This is a genomic window from Bacillus sp. ME78 (genome assembly GCF_903970865.1).
Classification (GTDB): Bacteria; Bacillota; Bacilli; order Bacillales; family Bacillaceae_G; genus Bacillus_A; species Bacillus_A cereus.
In genome coordinates, this window is sequence record NZ_CAJCKK010000012.1 from 32,717 (window position 1) to 52,401 (window position 19,685).

Consider the following 19,685-nt stretch of genomic DNA (forward strand, 5'->3'; position numbering starts at 1 on the left):
ATAACGTTATATTTACTTCTCCCTTTTTTTGTGTTACGCTAAACGTGTGAAAGAGATATAAAATGAAACTTTAATGTAAGCGTATTCTTATGGCTTCTTATAGAAAAGGGTGGAAATACAATGACAGAACGATTCGTACTACGTAATGTGAAACGTGTGAACGGGGAAGAGATTGACATTGTAATTGAAAATAACAAAATCGCACAGGTGACGAAAGCTGGTGCTGGCGAGGGTGGAAAGGTTCTTGATTACTCTGGTACTTACGTATCGAGTGGCTGGATTGATTTGCACGTTCACGCTTTTCCAGAGTTTGATCCGTATGGCGATGAGGTAGATGAAATTGGCGTTAAGCAAGGGGTAACGACAATTGTTGATGCGGGTAGTTGCGGTGCTGATCGCATTGCAGATTTAGTAAAAAGTAGAGAGCAGGCAAAGACAAATTTATTTGCCTTTTTAAATATTTCTCGCATCGGTTTGAAACGAATTGATGAATTATCCAATATGGAATGGATAGATAAAGAGAAAGCGATAGAAGCAGTAGAAAAGTATAAAGATGTAATCGTTGGGTTAAAGGCGAGAATGAGTAAAAGTGTCGTTTGTGATAGTGGAATTGAACCGCTGCATGTAGCGCGCGCTTTATCTCGAGAAACATCATTACCGATTATGGTACATATCGGTTCAGCGCCTCCCCGTATAGAGGAAGTTGTACCTCTTTTAGAAAAAGATGATGTGATTACACATTATTTAAACGGGAAAGAAAATAATTTATTTGATGAAGAAGGGAAACCGCTACCTGTGTTGTTAGATGCGGTGAATCGCGGCGTGCATTTAGATGTTGGTCACGGTAATGCTAGCTTTTCTTTTAAAGTAGCAGAAGCGGCGAAGTGTCACGATATTGCCTTTAATACAATTAGTACGGATATTTACCGGAAGAATCGTATACATGGTCCAGTGTATAGTATGGCTCACGTTCTTTCGAAATTCCTTTACTTAGGTTATCCGCTAGAAGAAGTGATTGATGCGGTTACGAAAAATGCGGCAGAGTGGCTTAAGAAACCAGAGCTTGGCCGTATTCAAGAAGGAGATATTGCAAACTTAACTTTATTTACGGTTAAAGATGAGAAGGTTACGTTAATTGATTCAGAAGGGGATCAGCGCATTGCTGAAAAAAGAATTGATACGAAAGGGGTTGTAATTAATGGGTCAGTCATTGAATGCTAAGTACGGATTAAAAAGAGTAATTAATGCGAGCGGTAGAATGAGTATTTTAGGTGTATCTGCTCCTACAGATACGGTAATGGATGCGATGAAACATGGTGGACAAAATTATGTGGAAATTGCTGATTTAGTAGATAAAGCAGGAGACCATATTGCGAGAATTCTAGATTCAGAGGCAGCGGTCGTTGTGAATTCAGCATCGAGCGGAATTGCACTTTCTATCGCTGGTATCGTTACAGAAGGAAATCGCCGTAAAAGTGAAAGACTTCATCAAGAAGTAATCGCGAAAAACGAAGTGATTATGTTAAAAGGTCATAACGTTCAATACGGTGCTCCTGTTGAAACGATGATTTACTTAGGTGGAGGAAAACTCGTTGAAGTTGGCTACGCAAATGAAGGGAAAGCAGAACATATTGAAGATGCGATTGGCGAAAATACAGCAGCAATTCTTTATGTGAAATCACATCATGCAGTGCAAAAAAATATGATTTCTGTTGAAGAAGCATGGGAAGTAGCGCAGCGAAATAACGTACCACTTATCGTTGATGCGGCAGCTGAAGAAGACATTCAAAAATATGTGAAGTATTCAGATCTTGCTATTTATAGCGGTTCAAAGGCGATTGAAGGACCTACTTCTGGTATTGTTGGCGGGAAACGAAAATATATTGAGTGGCTGAAAGTGCAATTACATTGCATCGGAAGAAGTATGAAAGTCGGGAAAGAGACAACTTTTGGCTTACTTCAAGCGCTTAATGAGTACGGAGTAAAAGAAGATAAGAGCGAGCAAGAAAAAGAATTGCTACAAGTACTTATGCCGCTAAAAGAATTAAATGGTGTAAATGTAACGATCGTTCAAGATGAAGCTGGAAGAGCAATCTTTAGAGCTCGTATTCATATTAACGAGAAAGAGTTAAACAAATCAGCAAGAGATGTTGTGACTGCATTACGCGAAGGGGAAATCGCCATTTATACACGTGATTACGGAGTAAGACAAGGATTCTTTGATATTGATCCGCGTCCACTTCAAGGTGATGACATACATGTGATTGAAGAAAAATTGAGAGAAATCGTAGGGGGAAACTAAAATGACAAACATTCAAAAACGTTTTTATAAAGGCCGCGTAGCATTAAATGTATTAGCAAACAATATAGAAAATGCAAAAGATATTTTTGAAGCAGCAGAAGGTTATGTAGTAGTGGGAGTGTTATCAAAAGACTACCCAACAGTAGAAGAAGCTGTTACAGCTATGAAAGCATACGGAAAAGAAATTGATGACGCTGTATCAATCGGACTAGGCGCAGGAGATAATCGCCAAGCAGCAGTTGTAGCTGAAATTGCGAAGCATTATCCTGGTAGCCATATTAACCAAGTGTTCCCTTCAGTTGGAGCAACGCGTGCAAATCTCGGCGAAAAAGATAGCTGGATTAATAGTTTAGTATCACCAACAGGAAAAGTAGGTTACGTAAATATTTCTACTGGCCCAATTAGTGCGGCTGGAGAAGAAAAAGCAATCGTTCCAATTAAAACAGCAATCGCACTTGTGCGTGATATGGGCGGAAATTCATTGAAATACTTCCCGATGAAAGGGCTAGCTCACGAAGAAGAATATCGCGCAGTTGCGAAAGCTTGTGCAGAAGAAGGATTCGCATTAGAGCCAACAGGTGGAATTGATAAAGAAAACTTTGAAACAATTGTACGTATTGCGCTTGAGGCAAATGTAGAGCAAGTTATCCCGCACGTATACTCTTCTATTATTGATAAAGAAACTGGTAATACGAAAGTAGAAGATGTTCGTGAATTATTAGCAGTCGTGAAAAAGCTAGTTGATCAATATGCGTAAGAAAATTGCAGCGTTCGGCGAAGTAATGATGCGCCTGCAAGTACCTGGATATGAATTGTTGTCGCAAGCTAACACGTTAAATTACTCATTTTCAGGTACAGGTGTGAACGTTGTAGCGGCACTTTCTCACTTAGGGCATGAAGGGCTTCTTATTTCAACTTTACCGGAAAATTCGGTTGGAGATGCAGCTGTATCTTACATTCAAAAGTTAGGGATTCAAACTTCTCTTGTTCCAAGAGGCGGTAAATATGTAGGTATGTATTTTTTAGAAAATGGATTCGGTGCACGTGCAAGCCGCGTTACATATTCGAATCGATTAGAAAGTAGCTTCAATACGGCATCTGAAGAGATGTACCAATTTGAAGAAATTGCTAAGGAGATTGATATCGTTCATTTTTGCGGTATTACACTTGCGATGAATGATACTGTACGCCATCATATGAAGTCTTTAGCGAGAGCAGTTAAAGAAAACGGAGGAACCGTCGTTTTTGATTGCAATTATCGTCCATCACTTTGGGGAGAAGACGGATATGAACAGACAAAACCGCATTATGAAGAAATGCTGGGGCTTGCTGATATCGTTATGATGAACGAAAAAGATGCGATGTTCGTTCTTGGAATGAAAACAGAAGAGACGGAGCGAGAAGCGCAGCTGCTGGATCTTATTCCAAAGGTAGCTGAAACGTATCATATCGCTACAATCGCTGGTACTCATCGCTCTATTAACAGCGATAATACACATTCGCTTCGCGGGTTTATATGTAAAGATGGTTCGTTAACTTTTGCAAAAACACTTACGTTTTCTGTATATGATAGAATAGGTGCTGGAGATGCTTATACGAGCGGAATTATTCATGGCGAGATAAAAGAGTTTGCACCAGAGAAAGCTGTTTCATTTGCGTCAGCAGCTGGAATGCTAGCACATACAATCGTCGGTGATACGCCAATGTCATCAGAGAAAGATATACTTCGGGCGATGACGGCATCAGTAGGTGATGTAGAAAGGTAGTGGGTGTAACAGTGAACGTAACGAGGAAAAAAGGACCATTATATTTACAAATAAAAAATATTATTCGTGATCGAATATTGCATGGCGTATATGCGATTCATACGAATATTCCTTCAGAACCGCAATTAGAAGAAGAGTTCAAAGTTAGTAAGATTACAGTGCGTAATGCGATTAAAGAACTCGCTCAAGAAGGATATTTGGAAAAGAAGAGCGGCAAAGGAACGAAAGTGATTCGTAATACTTCTGCGACAAAACTGTCAAAGGGTAAGAAATTTACAGAAGTGTTAGTGGAAGAAGGATATAAAGTACAAAAGAAATTATTAAAAGCAGAAATCGTTCATAATGAGGAAGGAACAGTGCCGTTTCGATTATTCGGTAAAGAGAGTTTTCGTATCGAGCGCCTATATATGTTAAATGATACGCCGTATATTCATTATACGCACTATTTCTCAGCTCGAATGGCGAGTACAGATTTATCGGACTTTGATTTACAATCGCTTTACGATTTAGTTGAGGACCGAGGTATACATTTAGAAAACTTCAGAGATGAATTCGCGGTTGGGCTTGCACCTAATTTCGTTGCAGAAGCGCTAGGTGAAAAAGAGGGAACAGCGTTATTAAAACGTATGCGCTATTCTTATGATGAAGTTGGCGAAGTAATTGAATATAGCGAAGGCTACTACAATACAGAAATGCAGCATTATGTAGTGAATTATGACGTATAAAAAAGAGGGGATGTTCCCTCTTTTTTTATAAAGTAAAACTTTAATTAGTGGAGGAGGGCATCACCCACTAATTATTAGCCCACACCAATCGGGATAAAAGTAAGGAGAATGAGAGATGGATATATACTTATTAATCGTCACGTTACTTGCGATCACAATTGTTATTTTAGGGGTATCATGGTGGAAATGGCATGCATTTATTAGTTTAACAGTTGCGAGTTTGTTTTTAGCTATTATGTCTGGACTGAACTTAACGAAAATAGTGGCTGCCTATGAAACTGGTGTTGGTAGTGTACTAGGTCATTTAGTTGGTATTTTGGCACTTGGAACTATACTCGGGAAAATGATGTCTGATTCAGGAGCAGGCATGCAAGTTGCAGATTTCTTTATTCGATTTTTCGGCGTAAAAAAATTACCTTGGGCTATGTTATTTGCAGGTTTTGTTATAGGGATTCCCGTCTTTTTTGAAGTAGGGATTGTTATTTTATTACCACTTGTAATTTCAATTCGAAAAACAACGAAGCAAAACATATTATTAATTGCTTTACCTGTTATTGCGGGATTATCTATCGTACATGGGCTAGTACCTCCGCATCCAGGTGCCATGACTGCAATCGGTATTTATAACGCGAACTTAGGAAAGGTACTTTTATATTCATTAATTATCGCGTTACCGACGGCTATTATAGCAGGCCCAATATTTGCAAAGTGGGTACATAAGAGGGTTATACCTGAAAATGAACCGGAGCTTGTTCGAGTTACGACAGTATCAACTGATTTGCCAAGTCGTAAAGTTTCATTCTTTATTATTTTATTACCAGTTGTATTGATGATTTTATCAGTAGTTGCACCATATATTTCATTACCGAAAAAATTAACTGAATTTTTCGTGTTTATAGGAAGTCCAGTAATCGCCTTACTTATTTCATGTTTCGCAGCATTTTATTTACTTGGTATCAAACAAGGTATTAATAAAAAGATGATTAAAAAATTAACAGATGAAAGTTTATTGCCTGTCGGTTCTATTATTTTAATAATTGGTGCAGGCGGTGGATTTAAACAAATATTAATTGAAAGCGGCGTTGGAACAGCTATTGCACAAATGGCAGAACATATTTCGTTATCACCAATCGTATTAGCTTTCATGGTAGCTGGTTTAATTCGAATTGCAACAGGTTCAGCTACAGTAGCATTAACGACAGCAGCAGGGATTGTTTCACCAGTTATTCAGCACATGTCTGGTGTGAATTTAGAGCTTCTCGTTATTGCAACCGGTGCAGGTTCATTAATGTTTTCTCACGTAAATGATGCAGGGTTCTGGCTTGTAAAAGAGTATTTAGGTTTGACGGTGAAGGAAACGTTTAAAACGTGGACGGTGCTGGAAACATTGTTATCATTTATTGCATTCGGTTTTGCCCTTTTGTTGAATATGTTTCTTTAGGAGAGGAGGTCAGATTTAAACGAATAAAACCTACAGAGGAAATGTAATTTCTCTGTAGGTTTTATTCGTTTTTTGTGCTTTCTATTACTTAATGGAACGGACATACTGATCTTCTCCATCGTCTTTGACAAAGACTCCTAGCTCATTCAAATCTTTGCGTAAATGCTTCTTTTTTTTCGAGTTTCCTTCTCGAAGGGCATTTCGTCTTTCATACAAAATAGTATTTATGCTTTTATTAAATCGCTCATCCTCTAATTTCCATAAGCTATACTCATGTTTATAAGGATCTTGTTCCACCCAGGGGAAGCCGTGCATTAAGAAAGTATCTTTAATTTTGCTTGGGTTAATGTCAGATGTTTCACGTAACCATTCTCGCTCTTCTTGATCAATGATAACCACTTGACGCTTATCTACAAAAACGGCTTTTACATTTGATCTGGTGATTTGTTTCTTTTGATCGTCCTTATTCACGTGAATGCTTTCCGAAGTAATGTTCATCTTTAAAGCGTCACTATAAATAATTAAAGAAAATAAAATTCCTGCAAAAACACCAATTAGCATGAGGATAATAGGAAGCCAGAAGGGGTTAATAAAATTTAAAAGTTCTATAATTTTTGAATCAGAAAAGAGAGGAATCCTTTTTATAATCTCTATTAATTTAGGTGAAAAATATCCAATAATGCCTAAAAGGATTGGGCTTACTATAGCAAGTAATTTTTCTAAAAAACCTAATCCAATGACAGATGCCTTTTTCATGTGTAGTTCATCCTTTCATATATATTTTTTTAATCAAGGCATATTTAAACAGTGAGTTTCTTCACCATTTTTATGAGCTCATCTGAGTAATTTTCTATGGATATAGATGAATTTGCCTTCAGCATTCTTTCTTCGATTGCTCCTAAAATAAATGAAGCTAATGTGTCGGTTTGGAAAGAATCGGAAAACACGCCATTTTGTTGACCAGTCTTCAAAATATCTAATAACATCGTTCTAAGAGCATCCTCCTCTTCGTCGTCTTCGATTCTGTAATAAGGAACGTTCTCTTCATTTCTTGCATTAAAGACAATCTCAATTAAGGCAATATTATTTTTGTAATGAGTTTCTTGATAAGCCAAGTGTGCTTCAATAAAAGCCTCTAGTTTATTTATTTCAGATTGAGCTAATAGTACTCGATTACTAATAAATTCATGTTGTTTGGCAACTAAAAATTGTAATGTGCGATTCATAAGGTAAAGCTTATCGTTAAAATGATAAGAAATAAGTCCAGTGCTAATCTTAGCTTTTTTTGCTACCTTCGTTAAGCTTAAGTTGTTATATCCAACCTCTTCTAATGTATCAATACATGCAAGAATAATTTGTTCACGCCTAGCCTCTGCAATAAAAGAATCAGTCACGCTATTCAACTCCTAATTTAAATGATTTAAATGATTTAAATGTATAATCAAAAAATTGATTGATCGTTCAATTAAATATTAGTAAGAAATTAAGAGTATGTCAAATGTTTTATGCTTACATCTGGATAAGGCTCATTCGCTTTTTAATAAAGCCCAATTCCTAAAACAAGCCCGTTTTTAGGTAAGCCAAGCTTCCTATTCGCCCTGAAAACATAATATAAATGGAATCCCCTCATTTAGAGCAAGGTGAACTTGTTATGAATGATACTAAAGGAGGAATAGGGTAATGAGCGAAAAGTGTGAACACAGACATGATGATTGTAACCGCAGACATGGTTGCGGAGGCGGTTTTGCGCTTCTAATCGTATTGTTTATTTTATTAATTATCATCGGTGCTAGCTGCTTCGGCGGAGGCGGCGGTTGTGGCTATGGTGGTTATGGCGGTTATGCTGGCGGCTACGGCGGATATTGCTGCTAATTATTAAAAACTATTGAAAATAGCCTTGTGCATATTGCACAAGGCTATTTTATTCATATTTTTATATGCTGTGATAATTTATTAATGTACAGAGAACGGATTAAGAAGAAGAAAATGATCTCGATAATCCCGAAAAAGGTGAGTACGATACATGTCTCTTTTAATAAGGAGAAAGAAAACATGCTTTGTAAAAACTTAACCGCAAATAATGTGTGAACACCAGCAACGATGTAAGGAACGAAAAATAAAATTCCTAATTGAATTGTTGCAGAGCGAAACATTTCTGATTCAGTTAAGCCAAGCTTTGTAATCGTAATATACTTTTGTCTTTCAGTTGTTAAGTCATTATACATACGGAAATATAAAACACTAGCTGCTCCGATAAAGAAAATAAAGCCGAGAAATGCCCAAATAAAGAATTGAGCGACTGCATTTCCTTTACTATGAACGAGTTCATCCGTAGCTGTATAAATATAAAATGGTTTAATGAAATTTTCTTCATTTTTATGTGCTTCATACAAGGTTTCTGCATCATGATCTAAGCTTTTTAATATATTTTTTGTTGGGAAAATTGCATTTTCCCAATTTTCCACGAAGTAGTTATAGACTGTAATTGTTTCAATATGAGGAATCATATTTTCAATTACTTCATCTTGCATCACAATTAAGTGAGGTAATGCAAAGGGAGGCTCAATTCCTTTATTAATAAAACCTTTAATTTGAAATTCCTTTTTATTAGAGCCAAGTGTAATTGTGTTCTGCTTCGCAAATGGGTTAGACACGAGATTTAATAACGCTGGTGAATAGCGAGAAATATTATAAACTTGTGAAGAATCGAGAGTGATTTTTGGTCTGTTTAATTGCTGTGCTATTGCGTTATAATCACTCATTTTCATAATGGCAATTGATTCTTTTGAAGCTGTATCTTTTAAAACGGTAAACTTATATTTGTCATATTGAAAATTAGCATTTGTAAGTTCAGTTTCAATCGTAGTAATATGCTTTTGTTCAAATGCATTAACACCTTCTGATGTATAGGTGAATGGTATTGGATATCGTTCTAGTATGGGTGCTTTCGTATTATTGTTTGCAGCAAATAACCCGATAATAATTGTAAATGCAAGTGCAGATAGCATAGAAACAATAAAGAGTACATTAATATTACTGCGTGTACGAGAAACTAAATCTGAAATCCATAACATATTTATTTGTTTTAAATAAAACTTTCTTCGTTTCTTTAAAATATAGATAAAGAGAAGAAATGTTTGTGAAAAAAATAAATACGTCCCAATTACTACAAGCGGTAAAATAGATAGCATAATTAAGAATACAGATCCATTTTGTGCATTTTTTTCCGTTATGTAGCCTTGCGGATAACCAGCAATATAATAGCATAGTCCTAAACAAGTTAAAGCAAATAGTGAAATCAGTATAGATGGTTTTTTTTCGCTCTTCTCTTTGTTAACGCCCTTAATAAGCTTCGTTGTTTTTCGAGTACGAATAAACATTGGTGTAAATGTAGAAACGATTAAAAATAAGATGATAAACGTTACGGTTGTAACGATAATCGCTTCTGTTGGCCAATATAAATAGAGACCTTTCGCGTTTGTTAATTTCGAAGTGACTAATAAGAAAAAGTTAGAAAATACAAGTCCACCTTGAATGCCGATAAAGATGGATAATATCCCAATTATCATGTTTTCGGTAAATAACAATCTTTTTAATTGTCTCTGTGAGATACCAAGAATAGTGAGTATCCCGAATTGCTGCTTCCGCACATTTAAAAATGTTCCAATTGAATATAAGAGAAAGAAGAACGAGAACATAACAATCACAAGCTGTGCTGTACTAGCTAAATTCATTAGAGGATCACGTTCTTGAAAGCTTTGTACACTCTGTAAGCGTGGATGATACGCGTATACAGTAAATGAAAAGAAAACCATGATAGAAAACGCACTACTTACAAAGTAGGCGAAATATGCTTTTGAATTACGTGAGACATTTTTAAATGCGAATTGCCAAAACGTCATCCACGTCTTCCTCCTAATAAGGCTAGAACATCTAATATTTCTTGATAAAACTTCTCGCGATATAATCCGCGGTGCAGTTCATTGTAAAGCTCTCCATCTTTAATGAAAATAACACGGTTACAATAACTTGCTGCAAACGGATCGTGCGTAACCATTAAAATCGTTGCATCTTCTTCTTTGTTTAATTTCGTAAATAACTCCATTACATCAATAGCGGCTTTTGAATCCAGGTTCCCTGTCGGTTCATCGGCTAGTAAGAGAGAAGGGTGATGAATAACAGCACGTGCTACTGCAGTACGCTGTGCTTGTCCTCCAGAAACTTCAAAAATACGTTTGTCCAAAATATGATCAATTCCAAGCTTTTTTGAAATGTTATCAAGCTTTTCATCCATTTCTTTTAATGGAACATTATCTAATGTTAAAGGTAGTACGATATTTTCACCGATTGTTAGTGTATCTAGTAGGTTAAAGTTTTGGAAAACAAATCCTAACTCTTGGCGGCGGAAAATAGCTAACTTCTCTCTACGAAATGTGTGTGGTTTTTTTCCGTTAATAACGACGTCACCAGAAGTAGGAGAATCAATTGTAGAAATAACGTTTAAAAATGTAGATTTCCCGCTACCAGATGGACCCATAATGGCAACGAATTCCCCTTTATCTACGTGTAAATTTATATTTTTTAAAGCAGTATGAGGGACTTTTCCCTCATATACTTTTGAGACGTTTTTTATGTGTAATACTTCTTCCATAGTAATCACCTTTCTACTTTTAAAACTTAATATGTTGTGATAATTTTTGCATATAAAAGGAACGAATTAAAAGGAAAAATAAAATTTCAACTGTTCCAAAAATCAACAGTACGACTGTAATCTCAGCGAAGAACGAGAGATGTAATATTTCTTGTAGCATCTTTGTCGCAAACATCGTATGGATTGATGCCATAATGTAAGGTACGAAGAAAAGAATCGCAAGCTGAATTGTCGCTGAACGTTTCATTTCAGTCTCAGTTAAGCCAATTTTCGTAATCGTTATATATTTTTCTTGCTCATTTGTTAAATCTGTATACATTCGGAAGTAAAGAACACTACCAGCACCGATAAAGAAAATAACACCTAAGAAAGTACCAATTAAGAAGAACGAAGCGACATTTAGTTTTGTCTTATATAAGGAATCGCTCGCTTCACTTGCATGGAAAGGTGGATGCTCTGCTTGAATTGCTGCATTATCGTTATCAATTTTTGTTATAAACGATGAACCGATATTATGTGCTTTTTCCCAATCTGTAACTTTGAAGTTATATACACTCATTTGTTTGGAAACTGTGGATAAGGATTCTACATTTTCATCAGATAGTATGAGTAATTGGTATATTAAGCTGTTTGGGAATGGGCTATAACTTTTATATTCTTTCACTTGTAGTTGTAAATTGTTTTGAGTAAGTGTAAGAGTATTTTTCTTTTCTTCATTGTGAAGTGTTCCAATAACTTGATCATCTAAGTCTTTCATAAGAATATAAGATTCATTCTTATTTACCGTGAGTTTTTCCCAATTTAATGCTTTAGCAAGTACATTATAGTCACTTTGTTTAATTGCGTAATAGAGCTGCGTGTTATCTTCAGCTGAAGATACCTCATATATATCCGTTTTAAATTTTGTATAAGGAAAGTGCTCTTCATTAAATTTCTGCTCTAACCAGTTTAAATGTTCATCAGCTAACGTATTTTCAGTATGCGATAAATACGTAAACGGGAAAGGGTTTTGTCTAATTGCATCAAACTTTGTAAATTTCCCAAAACCGTATAAGAATGTAATCATTGTAAAAGCGAGTGTTGATAGCATCGCTACAATAAAGAGCATGTTAATGTTTGTCCGAATGCGCGCTGCTAAATCCGAAATCCAAAGCATATTAATTCGTTTCATATAAAACGTTCTTCGCGTTTTTAAAATACGAATAAGTAAAAAACTAATTTGTGAAAAGAAAAAGTATGTTCCAGCTGCAATAAGCGATGGGATGACAAATATACTAGAGACGGCATATAAAAGCCCAATGATGTCACCTAGCGACATAAAATACAACGGATTTGCGGCTAACGCATATCCACATATTAAACACGTCGCACCAAATAGAGAGATGAGCACGGATGCTTTTCTTTCTTTTTGTTGTGTTCCTTCTTTTAAAAGACGTACGGCTTTTCTCGTACGAATGAGCATCGGTGTAAAAGATGATACGAGAATGAAGAGCCCAAGAAAGATGATGATAGTTAAAACGATAGCACTTGTAGGCGGATATAAATATAAACCAGGTACGTGTGTAATTTTGGCGGTAACTAATAAAAAGAACTGTGAAAAGACAACTCCAAGTTGAATGCCAAAAAATATAGAAAGAGCACCAATTAACATATTTTCTATAAATATGAGTCGCTTTAATTGTTTTTGAGATATGCCAAGTACTGTTAAAATCCCGAACTGTTTTTTTCGTACTTTTAAAAAGGTCCCGATTGAATACAGTAAAAAGAAAAATGAAAAGAACACAATGACAACTTCTGAAATTGTCATTAATATGTTCAGAGAATAATTCACGTCTGTCATATGCAATTTAGGATGAAATAAATAAACTGCAAATGAGAAAAAGATTGCGATGGAGAACGCACTGCTTACAAAATAGGCGAAATAAGCTCTGGCGTTCCGCGTCACGTTTTTAAATGCAAACTGCCAAAATGTCATTCACCTGAACCTCCTGATAGGGTGAAGATGAGAAGAGCATAAGAAATACTCTTTTCATCAAGTTTGTTTTAAATATTTTGTCCACTCGTGTATTGTGATAATTTTTGCATATAAAGTGAACGAATGAATATGAAAAATACGATTTCAACGAATCCAAAAATAATAAGAACGGCTGAAACCTCTTTGAACAGAGATAAACCAATTACATCTTGTAGCATTTTTGTTGCGAATATTGTATGAATGGATGCCATAATGTACGGAATGAAAAATAAAATACTAAGTTGAATGGTTGCAGATCGTTTCATCTCTGTATCTGTTACACCGATTTTAGAAATCGTTATATATTTCTCTTGTTCGTTCGTCAAATCCGTATACATTCTAAAGTAAAGAACGCTACCAGCTCCAATGAAGAAAATAACTCCTAAAAATGTCCCAATTAGGAAAAATGCAGCACTGCCTGATGTTATTTTGTATAACGATCCTGCTGATTCAAAGGAACGAATAAGAGGTCCTTCATACTGGGATTTATTTCGATCTTTTTGCACTTTTTCTATAAAATTATCAGCAATTTCATATGTCTGTTCCCAGTTTTGAATTTTGTAATTGTATGCTGATATATGCTTTACGGTGCTAGGTAAGTTATTTACGATAACATCAGGCAAAACTATCGTTTGATATGAAAAGCCAGATGGAATTGCATTCACATGCTCATAGCCTTTCACTCGTAATTTCGTATTTGTACTAGAGAGTGTAATGTAATCTCTTTTGTAGCTTTGCTCAAATTCGTTGAATATGGTGTTATAAGATGTCCCTGTTAGCACATATGCTTCGTTATCATCCATAAATAGTTGTTTCATTCGTAAAGAATCTGCAAGTTTGTTATAGTCACTTTGCTTAATTGCGTATACGTCATTATAAATAGCTATATCTTTATCTTCTTTTAGTGGTGTTTCATATATATCAGCTTTTATTTTTTGATAGGGGAAATGCTCTTTTTGTAATTGTTGCTCAAGCCAATTTAAATGCTCTGTAACAAAAGGGTTCGCATCATAAGAAAAATAAGAAATTGGAAAAGGAGAAGTTCTATTCACCTCTAGCTTAATAAATTTCCCGAATCCATATAGAAACGTAATCATTGTGAAAGCAATTGTAGATAGCATCGCTACAATAAACAGCATATTAATATTCGTTCGAATACGGCTTGCTAAATCCGAAATCCAAAGCATATTAATCCGTTTCATATAAAACTTCCTTCTTTTCTTTAAAATATAAATAAGTAAGAAACTAATTTGTGAAAAGAAGAAATATGTTCCAATTGTAACAAGCGTTGGGATAACGAAAATACTTGAAACCATATATATAACACCGATTTGCGGGCTTACTGATACGAAATATTTAGGATTTCCAGCTAACGCATAACCACCAAATAAACAAATCGCACCAAATAATGAAACAAGTATGGATGGTTTTCTTTCTTTTTGTTTTCCACCATTTGTTTTTAAAAGGTGTACTGCTTTTTTTGTACGAATAAGCATTGGTGTGAATGCAGATACAATGATAAAAAGACTAAGGAAAACAATGGTTGTTAAAATAAACGCGTTAGTAGGCCCGTATAAATATATTCCTGGAACATGCGTAAGTTTGGCTGTTACTAATAAGAAAAATTGAGAAAAAACAACTCCAAACTGCATGCCGAAAAAGATAGATAAAATCCCGATTAACATATTCTCCATAAAAATAAGACGATGTAATTGTTTTCTCGATATTCCTAAAATGGTCAAAATACCAAATTGTTTTTTTCTAACTTTTAAAAAAGTACCAATGGAATATAGTAAAAAGAAGAAAGAGAAAAATACAATTACTACTTCTGAAAATAGCATTAATGCTGAAATTTCAGAGGTCATGTCAAAGTTTTGTAATTTCGGATGGAATAAGTAAACAGCAAACGAAAAGAACACAGCAATGGAAAAGGAACTACTTACAAAGTAAGCAAAATAAGCTCTCGAGTTGCGCGTGACGTTTTTAAATGCAAATTGCCAAAATGTCATAGATTATACCTCCGGCTAGAAGATATAGAAGTAGTTGTATTGCAAAAAATGTATGAGAGTGAGTTCTCATACATTTTGCTTGCATATGTTACGAACATACTTAGGTCACCTTCTCCGTATGTTCTGCTTGATTATTTGCAGCATTGTGGAAGATGATTTTAATCGTCGTTCCTTTACCAACTTCAGAATCTAGTTTGACAGAGTGACCTAAATAATCACAAATTTTACTTACAATATAAAGTCCCATACCAGTAGATTCTCCGAAGGCGCGACCGTTTTTCCCAGTGTAAAACGGTTCAAATACTCTTCGAATATCTTCTTGTGGAATACCAACACCTTCATCACGAACTTCTAAAATAATATCTTTTCCGTTTCGGTAAGCAGATAAGAAAACTTTCTTTCCGCGCTCACCGGAGTAACGAACAGCGTTTGTCATTAATTGATAGATGATAAATTTTAGCCATTTCGCATCAGAAGCAACTTTTAAATCAGAATGGACTTCTAAAACAGGGAAGACACCATTACGAATGAATAGTTCTTTTAATCCATTAATATTTTTTGTTACCGTATCTTTTAATGAAATCGTCTCGACATGGAAATCTTCATGGAAGTTATTTAACCTAGCCATGTATAAAGCCATATCAAGCCCTTGGTTTAGACGCTCTAATTCTTTTTTAAACTTTGGAATTAAATGCTCGTCTTCCATTTCTAGCACCATAAGCTGCATAACAGAAACAGGTGTCTTCATTTGATGTACCCAATGGTTAATGAATAATTGATGTTCTTGTTGTTTTACTTCATACGATTGTAGTTCTTTTTGGAATAGACGGTACTGCGTACGTACGAGTTCATTGACACCGTGAGGCATCGGAGCAGTTGCTCTTTCAATAAACGCATCTTCCATTTTTTCTGGTTGCTCACTTAATCTATGGTACATTCTACGATTGCGAACGTAACGATAAGCGAGGAAACAAATAAATAAGTATAAACTTAAAACGACGAAGTAAAATTTATTATTTTGAAATCCGTCTACTGCATCATAAAGAACGAAAATGATACCGAAGTTTAAAACGTACAGTAGGAAAAATGCAAAATGATCACGTAAAAATAGCTTCATGCTTATTCACTCCAAGTTGCGTTAAAGCGATATCCAAGTCCACGTACTGTTTCAATAGAGTTCTCAATGCCAAGCTCATTAAACTTTTTACGAAGACGTGTAATGTTTACGTTTAATGTATTTTCCTCAACGAAACTTTCGTCATCCCAAAGCGCAGCTAATAAATCTTCACGGCTCGCTGTACGAGGGAATTTAGATAATAACATTTCTGCTAAAATTGCCTCTTTCTTCGTTAAAAGAACTTGTTCAGATCCAAAATGAATTTCTGGACGTTCTGGGAATAGTTTTAATCCTTCTACTTCAACGATACGTTCAGAAATATTTGGTGCATAATCACCGTAAATACGGCGTAATTGTCCTTTAATTTTCGCCATTACAACGTCGTAGTGGAATGGTTTTGTAATGTAATCATCCGCACCGCTTTCAATTGCCATAATTTGTTCCATCTCACCAGCACGCGCTGAAATGAAAATAATTGGACAAGTAGATTCATGACGAATTTGACGGCACCAGTAGAAACCATCGAATTTCGGTAAGTTTACATCAAGTAAAACAAGATGTGGTTTCACAGCGTTAAACGATTCCATAATATCATCGAAATTCTCCGCTACCACAGCCTCATAACCGTACTTCTGAATGTGAGATTGCAGTAATGATGAAATATTTGGATCGTCTTCAACGATTAAAATTTTATACATATGTATATTCCTCCTCAAAAAAACAATTGTAGCTATAGTGTATCATGTGTTTCAAGTCTTTTCATTATGTTGAAAGATAAGCTAGTAAACAGTATAGGTTAAAAGTGAGAAAAGTAAAAAGGGCGCTGGATGAAATTGACAAATAACGGTAATTGGTTTAATATTTAGATAAATATCTAAATGTCTAATTATCGAAAGGAAGAAAGACATTGAATCAAGCATTCAAAGCATTAGCAGATCCAACAAGGCGAAAAATTTTAGACTTATTAAAAGAAGGCGATCTAACCGCTGGTGAGATTGCTGAACATTTCAATATGACAAAACCAAGTATTTCACACCACTTAAGCGCACTTAAAAATGCTGAACTTATTCAAGATGAAAAGAAAGGGCAATTCGTTGTGTACTCTTTAAACACAACGGTCTTTCAAGATTTGTTGACTTGGGTGTTTACATTTACGAATAAGGGGGAAGAGGGGAAATGAAAAAGCATCTTTTTGCAATCTTATTAATTGTTATAACTTGTTTAGCTTGGGCGTTTGCTTGGCCACATTTACCGGATACAATTGCAACGCATTGGAGCGGCGGTAAAGTAGATGGATATTCTTCTAAATTGTATGGAATGCTTTCTATGGTTGGAATTATGATTGTTTTATATATTTTTCTAAACGTGTTACCAAAGATTGATCCAAAGAAAGCGAACTACGAGAAGTTTTCTAAAGCTTTTATGATGATGAATAACGGGATATTACTGCTACTATTTGTAGGGAATATAGATATTATTACAAGTGGATTAGGATACAATTTATTCATTAATCGCGTGCCGGAATTATTAGTGGGTATTTTATTTATAGTCATCGGAAACTATTTACCACAATGTAAACCAAATTATTTTGTAGGTATAAAAACGCCGTGGACGTTAAGTAGCGAAGAAGTATGGAGAAAGACACACCGTTTTAGCGGAAAGGTGTTTGTTGCATTGGGGATCATTATGATTTTAAGTGTTTTTGCACCAGTAACTTGGAAATCTTTCGTAATGGTTGGAATTATTATTGGTGCAGTAGGATTAACGATGGGATATTCATATATTGCTTATAAAAAAGAAATAGGGGCCTAATAAAAAATTATGGGGGAGAGAGGATGAAAAGACACGTATTACCATGGAGTTTAATTATTGGCAGTGCAATTGGATGGTATATTGTATGGCCATATTTACCAGAACAAATTCCACGCCATTATAATGCAGCAGGAGTAGTAGATGGATATTTTTCTAAAATAGAAGCAAGTTCATTCTCGATAGGTAGTATGATAGTGCTCTATATGATATGGCTAGTTTTTGGATTCATAAAAGATAAGTCTACCCAGCAATCCAAAGTCCTTTCCGCAATCCATTATGCAATTCTTTTAATAGGATTCGGTTGTAACTTATTTGCACTATTAGCCGCGTCTAATTATATTGCATCGGGCTCAATTGCATTTAATTTTGGACTTGGAACATTGTTTCTTGTACTAGGTAATTACATGCAACAAACGAAGCCGAACGGGTTAGTAGGCATTCGAATGGACTGGACATTAGAAAATCCTGTAGTTTGGAGAAAAACACATAGATTTGCTTCGAGGGTATTTGTAATAGGTTCACTTTGTATATATGCAGGGGCTTTGCTTCCAGATCCATTTAATATTTTTATAGGGATTGGAATCATATTAATATGCATTATCGTATCAACAATAAAGTCATATAGTATTTATAAAGAAGAGTTGAAAATGTAAACAAAGCTGCTTTTCCTTTTAGGGAAGAGCAGCTTTGTTTTTTTATCACTTCTTCAAAACCGGTATCCAAATTTCACTTTTAAAGTTTGGAGAAGATATGTCTTTCTGTTCATTCCACAATATCTCTGGTCCTTCCGCTAGTTCATAGTTCGAAGAAGGGAACCATTCAGAATAAATACGTCCCCATATATTTTGTAGTGCATCAGGAAATGGGCCGACAGCTTCGAATATAGCCCATGTTGAAGCTGCGACTTCGAGTTGTTTAAACTGCTCTGGACAATCCTTTGTTGTGGCTACTCCAATATAGTGATCAAGTTCTCCTTTTTCCTCCATTCTTCCTTCAGAAAAATTAGTAGAAGCACTAATAATTCCAGTAGGTTCAATGTTTGAAAGGGACTTTAATGTTTGAATAGACTCTGGGTTTAAACTTTTCCACATAGAAGCAATTTCTTCATTTACACCGTTAAAAACGATTGGTACTCGTTTTGTAATACCTATAATTCGAAAGGGCTCTTTTTCTTCAATTCGATAGTTCATTTCATTTCCTCCTTGAATGGATAATTGGAAGGTCATTGGTGAATAAGCCTTCAAAGAATGGCTACTATTTCGGGCCTCTGAAGGTGTTATACCGTGCAAGTTTTGAAATGCACGAGCGAATGAATCTGGTGAGTTGTATCCATATTTTATAGCGATATCAATGACTTTTACATTGTTGTTTTTTAGTTCAAAGGCAGCGAGAGTAAGACGTCTACAGCGAATATATTCTGATAGTGATATGCCAGCTAAAAAAGAAAACATTCTCTTGAAATGATATTCGGAGCAGTAAGCTATTTTTGCGACTTCTTTAAAATCAATTTCATGTGTAAGGTTGTTTTCGATATACTGCATTGCAGCATTCATATTTTTAAGTGAATCCATATTATGACCTCCTCTGTACATAGAATAGCAGGAACGAAATAGCTCCATCCGACATTTCGTGCACAACTTTGTAGGTGCATTTTTTACCTTACAAAATTGTAATGTTCCTGTAAGGAGAATGAATGGATGGTATGATATCCCAATGTTATAGTAACAAAGTACTTTAATTCATTACGTTAACTTTTTGATTTCTTTACTTATGTGTCTTACATAACTGTCATGTTTGTGTAAGAAACATCGATAGTGGCAAGAGTAGAGAGTGTATATAGTTGAAAAT

19 protein-coding genes are annotated in these 19,685 nt (G+C 35.3%); 10 read left to right on the forward strand and 9 right to left on the reverse strand.

Features of this window, described 5'->3' with window-relative positions:
* The first annotated feature begins 120 nt into the window (after window positions 1–120).
* From H6481_RS15030 to gntP, 6 genes are all read left to right on the forward strand, one after another.
* The gene (locus tag H6481_RS15030; RefSeq protein WP_000139935.1) at window positions 121–1,221 is read left to right on the forward strand and encodes an amidohydrolase/deacetylase family metallohydrolase; all 1,101 of its coding nucleotides are present in this window, start codon (window positions 121–123) and stop codon (window positions 1,219–1,221) included.
* Window positions 1,199–2,302 carry a DgaE family pyridoxal phosphate-dependent ammonia lyase gene (locus tag H6481_RS15035; protein WP_063548899.1) on the forward strand — a complete coding sequence of 368 codons (1,104 nt, stop codon included), beginning with the start codon at window positions 1,199–1,201 and terminating at the stop codon, window positions 2,300–2,302. The genes H6481_RS15030 and H6481_RS15035 overlap by 23 nt, the downstream gene beginning before the upstream one ends.
* Before the next feature lies 1 nt (window position 2,303).
* Window positions 2,304–3,059 (forward strand): KDGP aldolase family protein, encoded by a 756-nt coding sequence (locus tag H6481_RS15040; RefSeq protein ID WP_000181907.1) that lies wholly within the window; start codon window positions 2,304–2,306, stop codon window positions 3,057–3,059.
* Entirely contained in the window at window positions 3,052–4,068 is a 1,017-nt protein-coding gene (locus H6481_RS15045) for a sugar kinase (RefSeq protein WP_182812173.1), read from the forward strand. The genes H6481_RS15040 and H6481_RS15045 overlap by 8 nt, the downstream gene beginning before the upstream one ends.
* Window positions 4,068–4,793, forward strand: coding sequence for a GntR family transcriptional regulator (locus H6481_RS15050; RefSeq protein WP_000539259.1), 726 nt, complete (start codon window positions 4,068–4,070; stop codon window positions 4,791–4,793). The genes H6481_RS15045 and H6481_RS15050 overlap by 1 nt, the downstream gene beginning before the upstream one ends.
* Before the next feature lie 115 nt (window positions 4,794–4,908).
* Window positions 4,909–6,234 (forward strand): gluconate permease GntP, encoded by a 1,326-nt coding sequence (gntP, locus tag H6481_RS15055; RefSeq protein ID WP_000356187.1) that lies wholly within the window; start codon window positions 4,909–4,911, stop codon window positions 6,232–6,234.
* A gap of 84 nt (window positions 6,235–6,318) precedes the next feature.
* On the opposite strand, the gene H6481_RS15060 is transcribed toward gntP, so the two are convergent.
* Together H6481_RS15060 and H6481_RS15065 are read right to left on the reverse strand one after the other, a co-directional pair.
* Window positions 6,319–6,990, reverse strand: a complete 672-nt coding sequence (locus H6481_RS15060) for a hypothetical protein (protein ID WP_000710352.1) — start codon at window positions 6,988–6,990, stop codon at window positions 6,319–6,321.
* Window positions 6,991–7,034: 44 nt separating this feature from the next.
* Window positions 7,035–7,628, reverse strand: coding sequence for a TetR/AcrR family transcriptional regulator (locus H6481_RS15065; RefSeq protein ID WP_000132248.1), 594 nt, complete (start codon window positions 7,626–7,628; stop codon window positions 7,035–7,037).
* A 286-nt stretch (window positions 7,629–7,914) separates the two neighbouring features.
* Between H6481_RS15065 and H6481_RS15070 the strand changes: the two genes are divergently transcribed.
* Window positions 7,915–8,106 carry a YjcZ family sporulation protein gene (locus tag H6481_RS15070; RefSeq protein WP_001290392.1) on the forward strand — a complete coding sequence of 64 codons (192 nt, stop codon included), beginning with the start codon at window positions 7,915–7,917 and terminating at the stop codon, window positions 8,104–8,106.
* Window positions 8,107–8,159: 53 nt separating this feature from the next.
* On the opposite strand, the gene H6481_RS15075 is transcribed toward H6481_RS15070, so the two are convergent.
* From H6481_RS15075 to H6481_RS15100, 6 genes are all read right to left on the reverse strand, one after another.
* The gene (locus H6481_RS15075) at window positions 8,160–10,136 is read right to left on the reverse strand and encodes an ABC transporter permease (protein WP_071731789.1); all 1,977 of its coding nucleotides are present in this window, start codon (window positions 10,134–10,136) and stop codon (window positions 8,160–8,162) included.
* Window positions 10,133–10,885, reverse strand: a complete 753-nt coding sequence (locus H6481_RS15080; protein WP_000393250.1) for an ABC transporter ATP-binding protein — start codon at window positions 10,883–10,885, stop codon at window positions 10,133–10,135. Before H6481_RS15080 ends, H6481_RS15075 begins: the two co-directional genes overlap by 4 nt.
* 19 nt (window positions 10,886–10,904) lie before the next feature.
* A complete protein-coding gene (locus H6481_RS15085; protein WP_071731790.1) occupies window positions 10,905–12,860 on the reverse strand; it encodes an ABC transporter permease in 1,956 nt (651 codons plus the stop codon).
* A 68-nt stretch (window positions 12,861–12,928) separates the two neighbouring features.
* On the reverse strand, window positions 12,929–14,908 hold the full coding sequence (locus tag H6481_RS15090) for an ABC transporter permease (protein ID WP_182812176.1): 1,980 nt from the start codon (window positions 14,906–14,908) through the stop codon (window positions 12,929–12,931).
* Between the two features lie 100 nt (window positions 14,909–15,008).
* Window positions 15,009–16,025: a sensor histidine kinase gene (locus H6481_RS15095; RefSeq protein ID WP_182812179.1), complete on the reverse strand. Its 1,017-nt coding sequence runs from the start codon at window positions 16,023–16,025 to the stop codon at window positions 15,009–15,011.
* A gap of 2 nt (window positions 16,026–16,027) precedes the next feature.
* A complete protein-coding gene (locus H6481_RS15100) occupies window positions 16,028–16,723 on the reverse strand; it encodes a response regulator transcription factor (RefSeq protein ID WP_000276738.1) in 696 nt (231 codons plus the stop codon).
* Window positions 16,724–16,932: 209 nt separating this feature from the next.
* Here H6481_RS15100 and H6481_RS15105 point away from each other — a divergent pair, with 209 nt between their 5' ends.
* Genes H6481_RS15105 through H6481_RS15115 form a run of 3 tightly spaced genes read left to right on the forward strand, consistent with a single transcriptional unit; the run spans window position 16,933 to window position 18,490 of the window.
* Window positions 16,933–17,205 carry an autorepressor SdpR family transcription factor gene (locus H6481_RS15105; RefSeq protein ID WP_001070531.1) on the forward strand — a complete coding sequence of 91 codons (273 nt, stop codon included), beginning with the start codon at window positions 16,933–16,935 and terminating at the stop codon, window positions 17,203–17,205.
* Window positions 17,202–17,837 (forward strand): SdpI family protein, encoded by a 636-nt coding sequence (locus H6481_RS15110; protein WP_000716359.1) that lies wholly within the window; start codon window positions 17,202–17,204, stop codon window positions 17,835–17,837. The genes H6481_RS15105 and H6481_RS15110 overlap by 4 nt, the downstream gene beginning before the upstream one ends.
* 23 nt (window positions 17,838–17,860) lie before the next feature.
* Window positions 17,861–18,490, forward strand: coding sequence for an SdpI family protein (locus tag H6481_RS15115; protein ID WP_182812182.1), 630 nt, complete (start codon window positions 17,861–17,863; stop codon window positions 18,488–18,490).
* 45 nt (window positions 18,491–18,535) lie between these two features.
* Here the strand turns inward: H6481_RS15115 and H6481_RS15120 are convergent, their stop codons facing one another.
* Window positions 18,536–19,408: an AraC family transcriptional regulator gene (locus H6481_RS15120; protein WP_182812185.1), complete on the reverse strand. Its 873-nt coding sequence runs from the start codon at window positions 19,406–19,408 to the stop codon at window positions 18,536–18,538.
* Window positions 19,409–19,685: the final 277 nt, after the last annotated feature.

Bases quoted from the DNA above. Each gene is read 5' to 3' on its own strand.
- H6481_RS15080 (WP_000393250.1), bottom strand. From the start codon at position 10,885: ATGGAAGAAGTATTACACATAAAAAACGTCTCAAAAGTATATGAGGGA.
- H6481_RS15085 (WP_071731790.1), bottom strand. From the start codon at position 12,860: ATGACATTTTGGCAGTTTGCATTTAAAAACGTGACGCGGAACGCCAGA.
- H6481_RS15120 (WP_182812185.1), bottom strand. From the start codon at position 19,408: ATGGATTCACTTAAAAATATGAATGCTGCAATGCAGTATATCGAAAAC.
- H6481_RS15040 (WP_000181907.1), top strand. From the start codon at position 2,304: ATGACAAACATTCAAAAACGTTTTTATAAAGGCCGCGTAGCATTAAAT.
- H6481_RS15100 (WP_000276738.1), bottom strand. From the start codon at position 16,723: ATGTATAAAATTTTAATCGTTGAAGACGATCCAAATATTTCATCATTA.
- H6481_RS15110 (WP_000716359.1), top strand. From the start codon at position 17,202: ATGAAAAAGCATCTTTTTGCAATCTTATTAATTGTTATAACTTGTTTA.
- H6481_RS15090 (WP_182812176.1), bottom strand. From the start codon at position 14,908: ATGACATTTTGGCAATTTGCATTTAAAAACGTCACGCGCAACTCGAGA.
- H6481_RS15075 (WP_071731789.1), bottom strand. From the start codon at position 10,136: ATGACGTTTTGGCAATTCGCATTTAAAAATGTCTCACGTAATTCAAAA.
- gntP (WP_000356187.1), top strand. From the start codon at position 4,909: ATGGATATATACTTATTAATCGTCACGTTACTTGCGATCACAATTGTT.
- H6481_RS15060 (WP_000710352.1), bottom strand. From the start codon at position 6,990: ATGAAAAAGGCATCTGTCATTGGATTAGGTTTTTTAGAAAAATTACTT.
- H6481_RS15070 (WP_001290392.1), top strand. From the start codon at position 7,915: ATGAGCGAAAAGTGTGAACACAGACATGATGATTGTAACCGCAGACAT.
- H6481_RS15115 (WP_182812182.1), top strand. From the start codon at position 17,861: ATGAAAAGACACGTATTACCATGGAGTTTAATTATTGGCAGTGCAATT.
- H6481_RS15030 (WP_000139935.1), top strand. From the start codon at position 121: ATGACAGAACGATTCGTACTACGTAATGTGAAACGTGTGAACGGGGAA.
- H6481_RS15095 (WP_182812179.1), bottom strand. From the start codon at position 16,025: ATGAAGCTATTTTTACGTGATCATTTTGCATTTTTCCTACTGTACGTT.
- H6481_RS15035 (WP_063548899.1), top strand. From the start codon at position 1,199: ATGGGTCAGTCATTGAATGCTAAGTACGGATTAAAAAGAGTAATTAAT.
- H6481_RS15045 (WP_182812173.1), top strand. From the start codon at position 3,052: ATGCGTAAGAAAATTGCAGCGTTCGGCGAAGTAATGATGCGCCTGCAA.